Annotated in this window: 10 protein-coding genes and 1 riboswitch; of the genes, 4 read left to right on the top strand and 6 right to left on the bottom strand. The window is 52.6% G+C overall.

Annotated features, from left to right (window positions below; translation table 11 throughout):
• Nucleotides 1–16 precede the first annotated feature (16 nt).
• The 4 genes from QZ310_RS01355 to QZ310_RS01340 all read left to right on the top strand — a co-directional run bounded on the left by QZ310_RS01355 (nucleotide 17) and on the right by QZ310_RS01340 (nucleotide 7,670).
• Entirely contained in the window at nucleotides 17–2,776 is a 2,760-nt protein-coding gene (locus tag QZ310_RS01355) for a carboxypeptidase regulatory-like domain-containing protein (protein ID WP_297069574.1), read from the top strand.
• A gap of 52 nt (nucleotides 2,777–2,828) precedes the next feature.
• Nucleotides 2,829–4,205, top strand: a complete 1,377-nt coding sequence (locus QZ310_RS01350; protein WP_297069572.1) for a DUF5689 domain-containing protein — start codon at nucleotides 2,829–2,831, stop codon at nucleotides 4,203–4,205.
• 21 nt (nucleotides 4,206–4,226) lie between these two features.
• Nucleotides 4,227–6,845: a DUF6359 domain-containing protein gene (locus QZ310_RS01345; protein ID WP_297069570.1), complete on the top strand. Its 2,619-nt coding sequence runs from the start codon at nucleotides 4,227–4,229 to the stop codon at nucleotides 6,843–6,845.
• Nucleotides 6,846–7,112: 267 nt separating this feature from the next.
• Entirely contained in the window at nucleotides 7,113–7,670 is a 558-nt protein-coding gene (locus QZ310_RS01340; protein WP_297069568.1) for a four helix bundle suffix domain-containing protein, read from the top strand.
• 374 nt (nucleotides 7,671–8,044) lie between these two features.
• Here QZ310_RS01340 and QZ310_RS01335 read toward each other — a convergent pair whose 3' ends face one another.
• The 6 genes from QZ310_RS01335 to dut form a co-directional block, all read right to left on the bottom strand.
• On the bottom strand, nucleotides 8,045–8,671 hold the full coding sequence (locus QZ310_RS01335; RefSeq protein WP_297069565.1) for a DUF3256 family protein: 627 nt from the start codon (nucleotides 8,669–8,671) through the stop codon (nucleotides 8,045–8,047).
• Nucleotides 8,672–8,806: 135 nt separating this feature from the next.
• Nucleotides 8,807–10,519, bottom strand: a complete 1,713-nt coding sequence (locus tag QZ310_RS01330; RefSeq protein WP_297069563.1) for a DEAD/DEAH box helicase — start codon at nucleotides 10,517–10,519, stop codon at nucleotides 8,807–8,809.
• Nucleotides 10,520–10,581: 62 nt separating this feature from the next.
• The gene (locus QZ310_RS01325) at nucleotides 10,582–12,039 is read right to left on the bottom strand and encodes a peptidoglycan DD-metalloendopeptidase family protein (RefSeq protein ID WP_297069561.1); all 1,458 of its coding nucleotides are present in this window, start codon (nucleotides 12,037–12,039) and stop codon (nucleotides 10,582–10,584) included.
• Between the two features lie 63 nt (nucleotides 12,040–12,102).
• The gene (locus tag QZ310_RS01320; protein WP_297069560.1) at nucleotides 12,103–12,975 is read right to left on the bottom strand and encodes a DUF4292 domain-containing protein; all 873 of its coding nucleotides are present in this window, start codon (nucleotides 12,973–12,975) and stop codon (nucleotides 12,103–12,105) included.
• A complete protein-coding gene (locus QZ310_RS01315) occupies nucleotides 12,972–14,714 on the bottom strand; it encodes a tetratricopeptide repeat protein (RefSeq protein ID WP_297069557.1) in 1,743 nt (580 codons plus the stop codon). The genes QZ310_RS01320 and QZ310_RS01315 overlap by 4 nt, the downstream gene beginning before the upstream one ends.
• 24 nt (nucleotides 14,715–14,738) lie before the next feature.
• On the bottom strand, nucleotides 14,739–15,173 hold the full coding sequence (dut, locus tag QZ310_RS01310; RefSeq protein ID WP_297069827.1) for a dUTP diphosphatase: 435 nt from the start codon (nucleotides 15,171–15,173) through the stop codon (nucleotides 14,739–14,741).
• Nucleotides 15,174–15,594: 421 nt separating this feature from the next.
• Nucleotides 15,595–15,836: riboswitch (cobalamin riboswitch) on the top strand.
• The last annotated feature ends 29 nt before the right edge of the window (nucleotides 15,837–15,865 follow it).

Here is a 15,865-nt window from a genome sequence, read left to right as displayed (position 1 = left end):
TTTCATAACAGAATCTATGAGACTAAAACTGTTTCTGCTACTGCTCATGGCGGCCGTGTTGCCATCATTTGCACAATCGACAGGCGTAGCCGGTACTGTGGTCGACTCCAACACCGGATCACCCGTGGCGGGTGCGAGTGTCATCCTCGACAACCAAGGTATCTATGTCACAACCGGTCCTGCCGGCGATTTCTCAATCTCCAACGCCCGTCCGGGAGCCGATGTGCTCGTCATTGTCGCATACGGTTACAATGACCTCTCGCTCGATGTCGACATAGTCAACGGCACCGTAAAAGATCTTGGCGACATCAAGATGCTATCCTCAAACCTCAACAACACATATTATGAGGAACAGAACGACATGTTCTTCGACCAGGCCCTCCTTGAAGACGAGGAAGGCAACGCGCAGTCAATCGCAGCCCTCACAGGCGCAAGTGACGACGTCTACTACAATTCTGCAAGCTATAATTTCCAGCCCATGCGCTTCCGTGTGCGCGGCTATGATTCGAAATACAGCGAGACCTACATCAACGGCATCAACTTCAACGACCTTGCCCGCGGACGCTTCAACTATTCGACCCTCGGTGGCATGAGCCGCGCCTTCCGCGACAAGACCTCGTCACTCGGACTCGGAGCTGCCAACTTCGGCTTCGGAAACATCGGCGGTGCTACCGACATCAACACCCGTGCCGCTCACTACGCTCCCGGCTTCAACGGTTCGGTCGCATATACCAACTCCAACTATATGCTCCGCGCAATGGCCATGTACTCAACCGGTCTTCAGAAAAACGGCTGGGCCTTCACCGTATCGGCCATCGGACGCTATGCCGACGAAGGTGTGATCGAAGGCACATTCTACAACTCATTCGGCCTCTTCGCATCGCTTGAAAAAGTGTTCAACGAGCACCACTCACTCAACCTCACTGTCTGGGGCGCACCGACTCAGCGCGCAACCAACTCGGCCACATACGAGGAAGCCTACTCTCTCGCCGACAACAATCTCTACAACCCCAACTGGGGCTGGCAGGACGGCAAGAAGCGTTCTTCGAAAATCGTCGAGACCTTCGACCCCACAGCGGTCCTCAACTGGCTCTGGAATCCCAAGAAAGGAACAACACTCAACACAGGTGCGGCATTCCGTGCTGTCCACTATTCTACATCGGCCCTCAGCTGGTACAATGCAGCCGACCCGCGTCCGGACTACTACCGCTACCTCCCGAGCTACTTCACAGCTTCCGGCAACACCGAAGCCGCCGAGCTCTACACCGACCTCTGGAAGCACGACGAGAATTTCCGTCAGATAAAGTGGGACGATCTCTATCAGGCCAACTACTACAACAATCTTTATGGCCGTGGAGGCAACCCCGACAACCATTCGTCAAGCTACATTCTTGAGAACCGCCACAGCAATCAGATCAACTTCATGCTCAACTCGGTCCTCAACCACCGCCTCAACGACTACATGACCCTTCAGGCAGGCGTATCGTTCAACTACACCCGCGCCCACTACTTCAAGACAATCCGCGACCTCCTCGGTGGCGAATACTGGCTTGATGTCGACCAGTACAGCGAACGCGACTTCCCCGGTGATCCCTCGATGATGCAGAACAACCTCCTCGACCCCAACCGCAAGGTGGGCAAGGACGACACCTTCGGCTATGACTACTACATCAACGCCATCCACGGCAACGCATGGATCCAGAACGTCATCGCCCTTCCCCAGTGGGACATCAACTACGGTCTTAAGATCGGCTACACCCAATTCTACCGCGACGGCAAGATGATGAACGGCCGCGCGCCCAAGAATTCTTACGGCAAGGGTGCCACCCACCGCTTCGACACAGGTGCCCTCAAGGCCGGTGCCACCTACAAGATTGACGGACGCAACTTCATCACTGCCCATGCAGGCTATGAGACTGTCGCTCCCCTCTTCGAATATTCCTACATCTCACCCCGTATCAAGGATACCGCTATTTCCGACCTCAAACCCGAACGCATCCTTTCGGCCGACCTTTCATACGCATGGAACTACCGCCGTTTCCGTGGTGCCATCACCGGTTTCTGGACAGAGATGTATGACCAGACTGAGCGTACATCCTACTACGACGACCAGTATTCGACATTCATGAACTATGTGCTCAAAGGTGTCCACACCCGCTACAAAGGTATTGAAATCGGTGCAGCCTTCAAGGTGACACCCTCCGTCACCGTAAGCGCAGCCGCCACCTTCGCACAGTATCAGTACAAGAACCGTCCGAAGGGCACCCGCTCCTACGAAAACGGTATGCGCCCCGACACCACACAGGTTGTATATCTGAAGAACTTCTATGTCGGCGGTACTCCGCAGACGGCTGTCAACGTCGGTATCGACTGGGCCGCCCCCAAATCATGGTTCTTCAACGTGAACGCATCGTGGATGGGCGACGCCTACGTCAACCTCTCCCCGATCCACCACGAGGCTCTTCCCAACCTCTGGGAGAAATATCCCTCGATGGACGAACTCGAAGCCAAGATGGATGAACTCGCAACCCAGGACAAGCTCAACGACGCATTCGTGCTGAACGCATCCATCGGCAAGCTCATCTATCTCAACCGCAAGATTTCGATGAACATCAACCTCAATGTCGACAACATCCTCAACAACAAGAAAATCCAGACCTACGGCTATCAGCAGGGACGTTTCGACTACTCGAACTACGATTCCACCAAGTATCCCAACAAGTATTTCTATGCGCAGGGCATCAAGGTTTACCTCAACGTGGGCATCCGCTTCTGATACTCTGACCAAAAATAACCCGAATACACATATATAATATATCAGAATCGCAATGAAACTACATAAATATGCATCATGCCTCGCGCTTGCGGCAATCTCAGCCGCGATGGTAAGCTGCGACAACGACTTTGACCGCCCGCCGGTGATTGTCCCCGAAGCAACCTACGAGGTGAACACAGCAATCTCTGAATTCAAGGAAATGTTCTGGGAAGTCACCCAGTCCAATTCGTCTTACAAGACTATTCCTGTCAACGAGAATGGCGACAGCATCATCCTCGGCGGCCGCGTCATTTCATCGGACGAGGATGGCAACGTCTACCAGCACATCTATTTCCGCGACGAAACCGGTGCGCTCGACATCCGTGTCCACGGCTATGACCTCTACGAAAGCTATCCGATGGGCCAGGAAGTGCGCATCAACGTCACCGGTCTCCTCGTCGGCAGCTACGGCAAGCAGATGCAGCTCGGTGTGCTCTACAACAACGGTGTCGGAGGAATGGAACCCGAGGAATTCAAGGTGCGCGCACAGCGCAACGGTCTCCCCTCGCTTACTGATGCCGAGCCTTACGCTGTGACACTCACCGACCTCGCAGGCTGGACAAACGATAAGGCAAAACTCATCGCATGGCAATGCCAGCTCGTCAAGATAGAAAATGTCAGCTTCGAAGGAGGAGGAACACTTCTCTGGACCGACAAACCGGGTGAGACCGGAACATCCACACGCTATCTCAAGGATGCTGCCGGCAATTCAATCGAAGTGCGCACAAGCAACAAATGCACCTTCTCGTCGGAAGTGCTGCCGAAAGGCACCGGAACCGCTGTTGCGATTCTCGGGTTCTACAACAACAAATGGCAGCTCACTTTCATGGATCCGCAGAGCGGCTGCATAGACGGTTTCGAGTTTGTAAGCTCTCCCGAAACCCCGGAGAATCCCGACACCCCCTCGACCGGAGAAATCATCTACTCAGCCCTCGCTGAAGATGCCGCTTCGGTTGACTGGACCTACGAAGGAAACAGCGTTGAAGGTGTGGAAGCCATCTGGTCATGGAAAGAATACAGCGGCAAGCATTATCTGAACGCAAGCGCCTACGTCGGCGGCAAGGCATACGCCTCAACTGCCTACGCCTATTCACCCGTCATAGACCTCACTTCCAAAAAGAGCGCAAAAATGAGCTTCGACCATGCAGCTAAATTCCAGACCACACTCCGCACACTCTGTTGCGCAGTGGTCCGTGAGGAAGGCGCATCATCGTGGACCGAACTTACGATTCCCTCATGGCCCGAACCCGGAAGCTGGAGCTTCGCATCGTCAGGCAGCATCGACCTTTCGGCCTACGCCGGAAAGAAAATCCGGGTCGGTGTGAAATACGGTTCGTCAGCCGAAGGTGCCGACACCTGGGAAGTCAAGAATCTTAAGATTAGTGAATAATCGGATTAAAAATCAAGAATTATGAGAAATTTCAAGACATATATAAGCCTCCTGTTTGCCGGCGCACTGACTCTGACAGCCTGTCAGGACGATTTTGATGCCCCTGCGATGACAGACCCCGATTCAACATGGCTCGGCGACACTGAAAACTATGAGGTCAAGACCATCAACGAAATCAAGACCCAGTATTGGGAGGATGCCGACAATTATTACAAGACCATCGGAGAAGCCGAGGATGGGAAACGACTTCTCGTGAAGGGCCGTGTGATTTCATCGGATGCCTCAGGCAATATCTACAAATCGCTCGTCATCCAGGACGAGACAGGCGCTCTCGCGATGAGTATCAATGCCAACTCGATGAACAACCAGTATCGTCGTGGCCAGGAACTCGTCATTGACCTCACCGGCATGACAATCGGCAAGTATGCCGGTCTGCAGCAGCTCGGCTCTCCGGAGGATTCACCCTCCTACGGACAGCAGACCACATTCATGCCCTACGAACTTTTCGTCGAACACACCCAGCTCAACGGAATTCCGAATCTTGCCGAGGTCGACACCATAACCGTCAATTCCCTCACCGAACTGTCGGGAGGTCCGGAGGTGCTCCGCAAATGGCAGAGCCAACTTGTGAGATTCAACAATTGCTACTTCGCCGACGGAGGCAAGGAGACTTTTGCAGCAAGCAAGGAGACTGTCAACCGCACACTCACTCTCTCGGACGGCGGAACCATCGTTGTCCGCACCAGCGGCTATTCGAACTTCTATGCCGATGTGCTCCCGGAAGGTCATGGTGACGTGGTCGGCCTTCTCAGCTATCACTCAAGCGGTGGCTGGCAGTTGCTCCTGCTCGACCGCAAAGGTTGCATGAATTTCGGCAACCCGACCATCGGTCCGGGCGCTGAAGAGAACCCCTACACCGTCGACCAGGCAATCTCAATCATCAGCGGTGGCGGCACAGCCTCCAACGTGTGGACCACCGGCTATATCGTAGGTGCAGTTGCTCCCGGTGTTCAGGCCGTCAGCTCGAACGACGACATTCAGTTCAGCTCCGAACCCGACCTTGACAATACCCTCGTATTCGCTCAGGAAGCGGAATGCAAGGACTGGACCAAGTGTATGGTCATCACTCTCCCGCAGGGCAGCAAGCTCCGCCAGTATGGCAACCTTGTCGATAACCCCGCCAACTACAAGAAACAGATCTGGCTCCTCGGCAACTTCGGCACATCGCTCGAAATGCCCGCTATAACCGGCAACAACGGCGCTGCAACCTCATTCCGCATCGACGGCGTTGAAGTTCCCGGCGGCGACGAACCTACCCCCGGCCAAGGCGACGGCACAAAAGAAAGCCCCTACACAGTCACCCAGGCTATCGCGTTGAACAACCCCGGTTCCACCGCATGGGTTGAAGGATATATTGTAGGTTGGGTTGAAGGCGCCGACATTTCGACCGGAAGCCATTTCTCAGTTCCCGCAACCAACGCGGCAAATGTACTTATAGCAGCCTCACCCAATGAGACCGACTATACCAAGTGTATGCCTATCCAGCTTGTCTATGGAACCGATGCCCGCACTAAAATCAACCTTGTCGACAATGCCGGCAATCTTGGCAAACTCCTCAAGATTGAAGGTCAGCTCACCGCCTACTTCAAACTTCCCGGCATCAAAGCGCCGACCGATTTCGAACTTTCAGGTGAAGGCGGAACCACACCTGATGTTCCCGGTCCCTCGGAAGGCGATGGAACAAAGACTTCCCCCTACAGTGTTACATCCGCTATCGCACTGAACAACCCCGGCTCTACATCATGGGTTCAGGGTTATATCGTCGGTTGGGTTGAAGGCGCCGACATATCAGCCGGAAGCCATTTCGAAGTACCCGCATCCAACGCATCAAATATTCTGATTGCTGCCTCAGCTTCAGAAAAGGATTATAAAAAGTGTATGCCCGTACAGCTTGTATATGGAACTGATGCCCGTACAAAAATTAACCTTGTCGACAATCCAGACAATCTTGGCAAACTCCTTAAGATTGAAGGTCAGCTCACCGCCTACTTCAAACTTCCCGGCATCAAAGCACCAACCGATTTCGAACTTTCAGGTGAAGGCGGGACCACACCCGGTCCGGATACACCCGATACTCCGGTCGGTGGTAACAGTGCTGATTTCAATACCATGAACGGAGGAGTAGCAGCATCGAGCCCCTACGGAGCACTCACATCTGCCAACGGATGGCAGGCAACTTCCGCACTTCTCCTGCAAGGAGGAGCCGCTGACGGCAATCCAGTATTCACAGTATTTGGTGATGCTTCAAACTATGCCGTCTGTCTCAACGGCAAATCTTCTGCCCACGGAAGCCTGACATCTCCCACCCTTACCGGAGGCCTCGGAACATTATCGTTTGACTACTGTCTGCCGTACTCAGATAATCAGTGCAAGTTGACTATCAATATCAAGCAGAATGGAGCGGTAGTCGCAACTGATGTGCTTGAAAAGACAGGGCTGTCAAAATTAGTGAAGTATGAGTATTCCCATGCATTCAACATCAGCGGTGATTTCGTAATTGAAATCATCAATGAAGGGCCCTCCAATTCATCAAGCAACAAAGACCGCACCGCCATCTGGAACCTCACTTGGACTAATTAATCCGATAGTCGAATAAGCCAAATAAGCCAAATAGGGCTAATAAGACTAATAAGGCTAATAGGGCCAATAGGTCTAATAAGTTCAATAGACCAGCAAAACTGAGAATCATATTGAACTTATTAGGCCTATTTGGCCTATTAGACTTATTAGACTTATCAGACTATTAGGCCTATTAGACCTATTAGACCTATCAAATCTGTCTTATTAGGTCACCCCCTATTAAATTTTAATTCACCAATTTCACAAACCTAATACCATCTTCATCTCATGCCTCAACCATTTCTTCCTCAGCGTGGCAATTACCGCAATCTGATTGCTTATCAGAAAGCGGAGTGTATTTACGACATTACGTTCTTCTTTGCAAATAAATTCTTGTCAAAAGGTGACCGTACGGTCGACCAGATGATACAGGCTGCCCGTTCGGGTAAGCAGAATATTGCCGAAGGGAGCGCGGCATCGACATCATCGCGTGAGAGCGAAATAAAACTGCTCAATGTTGCACGAGCCAGCTTTCAAGAGCTATTGGTTGATTATGAGGATTTCCTCCGCGTTAGAGGACTGTTGCAATGGCCTTCATCGGACATGCGCAGTATACGGACACGCCAAATCTGTTATGCCCGTAATGAATCTTCCTTCTATCGTGAGGCTATTCAGGTCAGGAGTCCGGAAACTATTGCCAACATAGCGATTACACTTATCCATCAAGAAGATGTAATGCTAAGGAAACTCATCGAGAAGGTGCAGCAGCAATTTCTTCAAGATGGGGGCATCCGTGAACAAATGACCCACGCAAGACTGGAATACCGAAAAAGAAACGGAGGATAAGAAGGCTGATAGGGCTTAAGGCTGATAGAGCTAATAAGTCAAATAGGCCCAATAAGGCTAATAGGGCTAATAAGCCTAATAAGGCTAATAAGCCAAATAGGGCTAATAAGCCAAATAGGGCTAATAAGCCAAATAGGCTAATAAGTCCAATAAGCCCAATAAGGGCAATAAGCCCAATAAGGGCAATAGAGTTAATAATTAAAATCTCAAACAGGATTGAAGGTCGCTTATGATAAGCAGCTTTCAATCCTGTTTGAGATTTCTTCTATTAGGCTTATTGGACCTATTAGGCTTATTAGCCTTATTAGCCCTATTTGACTTATTAGACCTATTAATCCTCCCTAAATCTTGATTCTATTCCCTCCTTCACCCCTTTACTTCGCCTTGAATTCTTTGCCGGTCCAGGTGTAGGTGAGGGTTGGGTTGAGATAGGAGGAGATGTCGTCGTAGATTTCTTTGTCGAGGAAGCGGGAGAGGTTGTTGGTGAGGGTCAGGGTGGAGGTTGCGGGGTCGATGCGATAGGATGCAAGCATGAATGGCACCTGCATAGTCACATCAGCCTCATTTTTCCGTCCGCTGTCGGTCAGCCATTCCTTCCAACCCGGCTTCGTGAAATATGATTCCGTAGGGATAGGATTCCAGTTGGCATCAAAAAACTTGATATTTGAGTCAAGACCGGGAGTGGCCACAGTGCTTATCACCGCAATAATATCGCCTTTCGTCCCCTTGAGGTCGACAAGCTGCATGGCCGACGAATCGGTCATCTTGACAGTGATGGATTCGGGGGTCATTTCGGTAATCGATGAGCGACCGTCGAGCTGATTGGCCGACGGATTGGTCATGCCGTTCCTGTAGTAGTCCACCATGTCGAGGCGTGTGGTGCGGTCAAGGAGAGGAAACACACTTTGCGGAGCCGACGTGAAGAGGTCGGCGGCAGTGGTCTGTGCGAAGGCACCGATCGCGCCAAGCACAAGGGTTAGTGACAAAAGTTGCTTTTTCATTTATAAATGGTGTTAGCAGAGGGGAGCGTCAATAGTTGGACTCCGATCCCGGAGAAAGGTTTAGGGAGCCTGCGTCAAAAAAATCAGCCCGGAAAAATCCAATGCCGGTCATTCCTGACGCTTACCCCCTCTCCCCTACTTCTTTTTATTATTCTTACGCTTTTCGGCAATCTTCGAATAGTCACGGTCGGCATCGGCAATTTCACTGTGGATGCGCTTGCCGTAGAACTCCGAACCGGTGAGGGCACCCACAACCTTGCGGGCATCGGACTTCTTCACATCAAAGAGCGAATAGCCGGGCAGGAGGTCGATACGGCCCACATCCACACGCTTGCCGGGGATGAGCTTGTTGAGCATATCAATCAGGTTGCCGGCAAAGAAGCCGTCGCGCTTGCCAACGTTGATGTAGACGCGCTCAAATCCACGCTCTGCCGTGCGGCGATCCTTCTCCTTGTCGTTCTTCGGACGTTCATGCTGCTCACCCTTACGGCCCTTGCGCTCGGCCTTGGTAGGCTTGGTGTCAATGAAGTCGATGTTGGGAGCATCCTTGTAGTAGTCGAGAAGACGGTTGAATTCGAGTGAAATCACGCGTTTGAGCAAATCCTCCTCCGAGAGCCATTCGAGCTTGCGGGAGATGCCGGGCAGATAGCGGGCGATTTCCTCCTCGTTGACCTTGACACGTTCGAGACGGTCAGCCAGATTGTAGAGCTGCTTTTCGATGATATGTTCCGGAGTCGGGACATCCTTGCGCTCGAAAGTCTTGCCGATGATGCGCTCGATCTCGCGGAGTTTGCCTTTCTCGCGGGAGTGGATAATGGCGATGGACACACCTGACTTACCGGCACGACCGGTACGGCCTGAACGGTGGGTATAGACAGCGGTATCGTCGGGCAGACCGTAGTTGATGACATGGGTGAGGTCATCCACATCAAGTCCACGGGCTGCAACGTCGGTAGCAACAAGGATAGTCACCACGCGGTCGCGGAATTTCTTCATCACAATGTCGCGCTGCTGCTGCGAAAGGTCGCCGTGGAGCGCCTCGGCATTGTAGCCGTCACGGATAAGACTGTCGGCTACCTCCTGAGTGTCGCGTCGGGTGCGGCAGAACACGATTGCATAGATATTTGGCGAATTGTCAACGATACGCTTCAATGCAAGATACTTGTCGCGGGCGTTCACCATATAATATATGTGGCGGACATTCTGCGCACCTTCGTTGCGGGTACCGACAACGATTTCCTCGTAATCCTTCATGTAGCGCTTTGCAATCTTCATGATGTCGGCAGGCATTGTTGCCGAGAAAAGGAGCATCTTGCGCTCTTCGGGGACGTAGGAAAGGATTTCCTCAAGCGAATCGAGGAAGCCCATGTTGAGCATCTCGTCAGCCTCGTCGAGCACCACTGTATGCACGTCGTCGAGTTTCACGACCCCGCGCTTGATGAGGTCGATGAGTCGGCCCGGAGTTGCAACTATGATCTGCACGCCCTTCTTGAGCGCGCGAATCTGGCTCTCGATACTCGAACCGCCGTAGACGGGGAGCACCTTCACCGCAGGGATGTATTTCGAGAAATCCGCAAGGTCGCTGCCGATTTGCAGACAAAGTTCACGCGTCGGTGAAAGGATAAGGGCCTGGGGCTTGTTGATGTCGGGGTTGATACGCTGCAACACGGGGAGGCCGAAAGCGGCCGTCTTTCCCGTACCTGTCTGGGCAAGGGCGATAATATCGTGAGCGTCGCCGAGCAAGCGGGGGATAACGCGTTCCTGCACGGGCATCGGGGATTCAAAACCAAGTTCTTCGACTGCCTTTCGCAGAGGCTCGTTAACGCCGAGTTCTTCAAATGTTTTCATAAATAATATATATCAATTTGTTCCACTTATAATATAACCGTTTTTATCGCCGGAAGGTTTCTTTAGCGTACCCATTGGGTCGGATTAAGCTTCTGGCGTTCGTTACGGATTTCAAAGTGGAGTATGGTACGGTTGCCATCGTCGGGATCCGAATAGATTTTCCCAAGACTCTGTCCGGCCTTGACGACATCACCCTGACGGACATTCACACCCGCCAATCCGGCATAGATGGTGATGTAGTTGCCGTGACGGATCATGACGATGGAGTTGAAACCGTCCTGCTTGAAAATCGCAGATACGGTTCCTGCAAAAACGGCACGGGCCGAGCTGCCGGAGGAGACTTCGATGTCGATACCGGAGTTTTCGGTCTCGACATGGCGGAGTGTCGGATGGGGCTGACGGCCGAAACGGCGCACGATTTTATATTTTCCCGCGACGGGGAAGAGAAGTTTACCCTTGTTGGCCGCAAACGAACCGGTGAGGGCCGAAGCGCTCGTCGATGCGGCAGTCTTTGTCTTGGCTGTGGACGAGGCTACCTCCTTGGCCGAAGGCTTGTCGTCGACAGTTTCCTTCTCAGTCTCCTTGGAGGCCGTGACCGGAGAGGTCTTTTCTTTAGCCGCTTTCTCTTTGGCAGCTTTCTCCTTCGCAGCTTTTTCGGCAGCGGCCTTCTTGCGGGCAGCTTCCTCGCGGGCTATCCTCGCCTGCTCTGCAGCGATTAGCCTGTCGAGTTCACGGTCAAGGGCTGCAGCTTTCTTTTTCTGCTCTTTGAGCGACTGCCGCAGGGCTGAATCCTCCTTGCGCAACTGTGTGACCATCTGCTCCGATTCCTCCTGCTGCTTGGCGAGTGTGCGGCGGTTGGCCTCTGCCTTGCGGTAGGCCTGATCCTGACTGTGGCGCAGGGCCGTGAGATGGGAACGGCGCTCAGCTATGCGGTCGATGGTGCTTTCGATGCGCTCCACCTTTCGCTCACGCCACGACGAGAAGCGGCGGAGATAACGGATGCGGCTGTAGGCTTCCGAAAAACTTTCAGATGAAAAGATAAACGACAGGTCGCTTGCGGCTGTCCCGTGGGGCTGCAATCCGCGCATGGCCTTGATGTAGGCCTTGCGCATATCCTCCAGTTCAGTTTCAAGCACCTTTATGGAGTCGGCTGTAGCATTGATGGCCGAACCGATCGAATCAATGTGGCGACGCAGTCCCTCTGCTTCCGAACGGCTCGTGGCTATGTCGGCATTGAGGGAATTGAGTTTGTTGAGCTGACGGTTCAGCTCCTTTTTGTTCGTCTGTAGTTTTGTGGCCGTTTCGGAGATTTTCCGTTCGGTGGTATTCTTGTCCTTCTTGACGCTTTCCATCGTGCGCTTGGCAGTCCGTGTCGAGCGGGTGTTGGCGCGCTGGGTGGTGCGTTGGGGAGTGCGAGTCTTCTTCTTGCGCACCTGTGCGTCGACAGGAGAGGCTGCAAGAAGGATGACCGTCAGAATGACGGCCACACATCGGCTCCATTTCACAAAGCACTGCGGCATAAAAGTAATGAATATTTTTTGGTAGTGGTGAATGATTGAATGAGCTGCGGAAATGAAATCAGCTTACTTTTTGTTGAGTTTTTTCAGTATGTCGGCAGCAAGTACACGCTTGTAGCCTCGCGGTGCCGACCATGTCTTGCCGAGACCCTTGCCCCACTCAGCCTTGCGGGCATTGAGCGAGATTTCGGCAGCGATGCGGGTGTTGCCCTTCTTTGCCGATATGGCAGTCAGCCCGGCCATCGGTCCGGTGGCCGAGGAGGCGAAGTCGGAATAGTCGGCGATGATGGGGGAGCGTGAAGGGAGATTGACCGTCAGGAGTTCGACATTACCGGTGGGGGTATCGACGGTGAAGTCATAGCTCATGCCCATCGGATTGCGGTCAGGGGCGATGGTCCATGTGGCACCGTTGCCGCTGAGCGTACATTGCGAAAGGGAAATCCTGTTTTCGCCAAGCATGAACGGACGGCCGAGCAGCAGGTCCTGGACATTGCCGACTGTTGCAGGAAAACCTCCGAGGAGATCGCTGATGCTCTCGGCGAAGTAGAGTTTCTCAAGCTTGTAGAGAGCATAGATGCTGTCCTCCGTCACCATCATGGAGGCCACCTCCATACCGATGAAACGGAAGGAAAGATGGATTGACTTGTCGCGCTCCATCGTGAGTGTTCCACCTATGCTCATGCTCTTCGGGCTGATGAGATTGAGGGTCACGGGCATCTTGACACTCTCCCATTCGCCGTAGCCGGCCTCAAGGTTGGTGAAGAGTTCTTTCAAGGTCTGCTTGCTGAGAGCCTCAGCGGAAGAGCCCTGATAGTTACCACCGCTGACGACTCCCGAACGTGAAGAGTGGCAGCCCACCGTCAGAAACGAGAGCACGGTGATGAGGAGAATTGCATATATATTGCGGAGGGTTAATTGCTTTTTAAGGATATTTGTCATTTGAAGAAATATGTCTTGTGTTTGACTTTCTTTTCAAGAAGTTTATTGTCGGGGGCGAGTTCGAGGGCTTCTTTCCACAGCTCGACGGCCTCGTCGGGCTCTCCGTCCATGAAGTAGATGTCGCCGGCATGTTCGAGAATCTCTTCCGAACGCTCGTCGGTCAGCTCCAGTGTGCGGTCGATTACCTCACGCGCCTTGGCATAGTCCTTACGCTTGAAAAGCACCCATGCGTATGTGTCGAGCGAAGTGGCGTTCTCAGGCTCTGCCGCCGTCGCGGTCTCTATCATCGAGAGGGCGGTGTCGAGATCGCGCCCCTCACAGGCGAGATAGTACGCGCAGTTGTTGAGGGCCATATAGTTCTCCGGGTCGTAGAGAATCGCTTTCTGATAGAGGGTGAAGGCACTGTCGGCAAGCTCTCGGGCATATAGGTTATCGCCCATCGCGCCGTAGATGCGTGAAATTGTCTTGATGTCGGTCGAGTCGATGAGTTCAAGCGCGCGGGCATACTCCTGAGGAGCCTTCTCGCGTTCGCCCATCTGGTCATAGATTGAACCGAGCACAAGGTATTGCCGTCCGTCCTCCGGGTAGTAGCGGAACGAACGCTTGATGGCTGCCTTGGCTTTTTCAAGCTGCTCTTCCTGAAGATAGAGCGAGGTCAGCATCTCCCATCCCTCCTGATCGGCAGGATCAAGGTCGAGCGAACGTTCGGTCTGCTCGGCAGCCTTCGCGTAGTCCTTGGTGACGATAAGATAACGGGCATAGAGAGCATGGATGTCATGCTCGTGGGGGTGCTGGTCAATGAGCACATCGAAAAGCTGCCCTACGCGCGGAAGCTGCGTGGAGTCGTTGTACATCTCCTGAATATAGCTTCGGAGGATTGCAAGCTTCGTTTCAACGTCGAGACTCTTTTGCTGAAGCGCCTGAAACACCTCGCGGTTGAAGGCAGCGCTGTCGCCGAGTGAATTGTAGAACTGCGCGCGTGAATAGTAGGCCAGGCCACTCGACGGGTCGGTCTCGCAGGCGGCATCATAGAAAGCCTTTGCTTCGTCCGTGCGGCCGAACATTGAATAAATGTCGCCCGAGAACACCTGAAATTCCACATTCTTGGGTGATGACTCGCGCAGGCGGTCAGCTTCCGCAAGGATTGAAGTCGTGTCCTGACGGGTGAAGTAGAGCTGTATTTTTTTTGTGGTCAGTGGAATGCTCTTCCCTTCGGCAATCTCGACAGAGTCATAGACGGCAATCGCACGGTCGCGGTCCTCCTCACTGCCACCCATACCGAGCGCATTGGCATAGCGGTAGGTGATTTCGAGATGGTCGGGATAATAGGTATGCAGACGCCCCCATGTCCTGACAGCCTCGTCGCGGTTGAGCAATTGCTCGTTGAGCAGCGCATAACGGCTACCGTTGTAGAGGTCCGAGGGATTCGCCTCGTTGTAGTCGCGGAGCATGACCATCGCATCGTCAAGTAAAGTCGAATCGTTCTGCGACAGGCGCAGCAGATAGAGCGAAAGCTCTACACCGATGTCCTTGTCGTCGGCATTCAGCTCACGCGCCCTCTGCAGGAGAGAATAGGCCGCGTCGTTCCGCCCCTGCGATTTCGCACGCAAGGCTTCGAGATAGATATAGTCGGCTTTTCTGACATCCTCCTGCGAGGTGGTCTGCGGACGGCTCTTGGCCATCACCGAGAGCGCACCAAGGGTGAGGATGGTCAGGATGAGGATGGGAAGTTGTTTCATTTGGCTATGTGTGTGTGAAGGCTCTCAATTGACACCCGTGTGGCCGAAAGCCCCGTCGCCGCGCTCGGTTTCGTCGATGCGCTTCACCTCTTCCCAGGTCACATGGACATATTCCTTTATGACAAGCTGGGCAATGCGTTCGCCGTTGGTGATTGTGTAGGGTTCGTTTGAGAGATTGATGACAATAATTCCGATTTCTCCGCGATAGTCGGCATCGACAGTTCCGGGAGTGTTGACCAGCGAGATACCATGTTTGAGCGCAAGTCCGGAACGCGGACGCACCTGACATTCGTAGCCTTGCGGAAGCTGGATGCGCAGACCGGTGGGAATAAGGGCACGTTCGAGCGGTCCGAGTGTTACGGGTGAGTCAAGTTTGGCACGCACATCCATCCCTGCGGCTGAATGGGTCTCGTAGGCGGGAAGAGAATTGGAAGAGTCGTTGATGATTTTTACCTTGATATGTTCCATCGTGGAGCTTCAAAAACGGTTGAAAAATAGTTGAAAACTGATGAAAATGTAGTTTACGGTTGCTCCAAAGGCAACCAAGAAACACCTTTAGCGGAGAATCTTACATAATTAACAAGCGAAAGTAGCAAAATTCCCGCAGATAGCCACATTTTTTGCCATAAAAATTATAAAAGGCAGTCAATTTATAAGAGGGTGTTTAAAAACAAATGCTAAACGCTCTCTAAGTGTAAAATGCCCAAATTACCCCGTGAACATCGGTCGTGGTAAGGAAGCAGAATGATACGAAAACCCGTTTGTAAAAAAAAATAGAGTGTGGGAAAATTTTTTGGCTGTAAATCATATTTGTTGAGAAAATATGACTACTTTTGCACCCGAAGATAAAAGATCAGATAGAGTAGAGCATTAGAAACCATGCTCTTGAACCGAAGTCAGCACACTGATGGTTTAAGGGAACGGGGTGAGAATCCCCGACAGACGCGCTGCTGTATTTCTCCATCCGTTTAATAGCTACCATGAAGCGGTGTTTTCTTCACATTATGTCACTGGCAGTCCGGATGCCTGAACACGATAAGTGAGTGTCGGGCTTCTGAGCCGGGAAGGCGTGAAGAATTGCGGAGATAAGTCAGAAGACCTGCTATCGAATGTTGCGGCGACACACCGTAGCATGATCTTCTTCCGAAGCT

Origin of the sequence: uncultured Duncaniella sp., assembly GCF_910577345.1 — a bacterium.
GTDB lineage: Bacteria > Bacteroidota > Bacteroidia > Bacteroidales > Muribaculaceae > Duncaniella.
The sequence above is the reverse complement of the archived record's forward strand: the minus strand, read 5'-3'. Positions and strand labels throughout refer to the sequence as shown.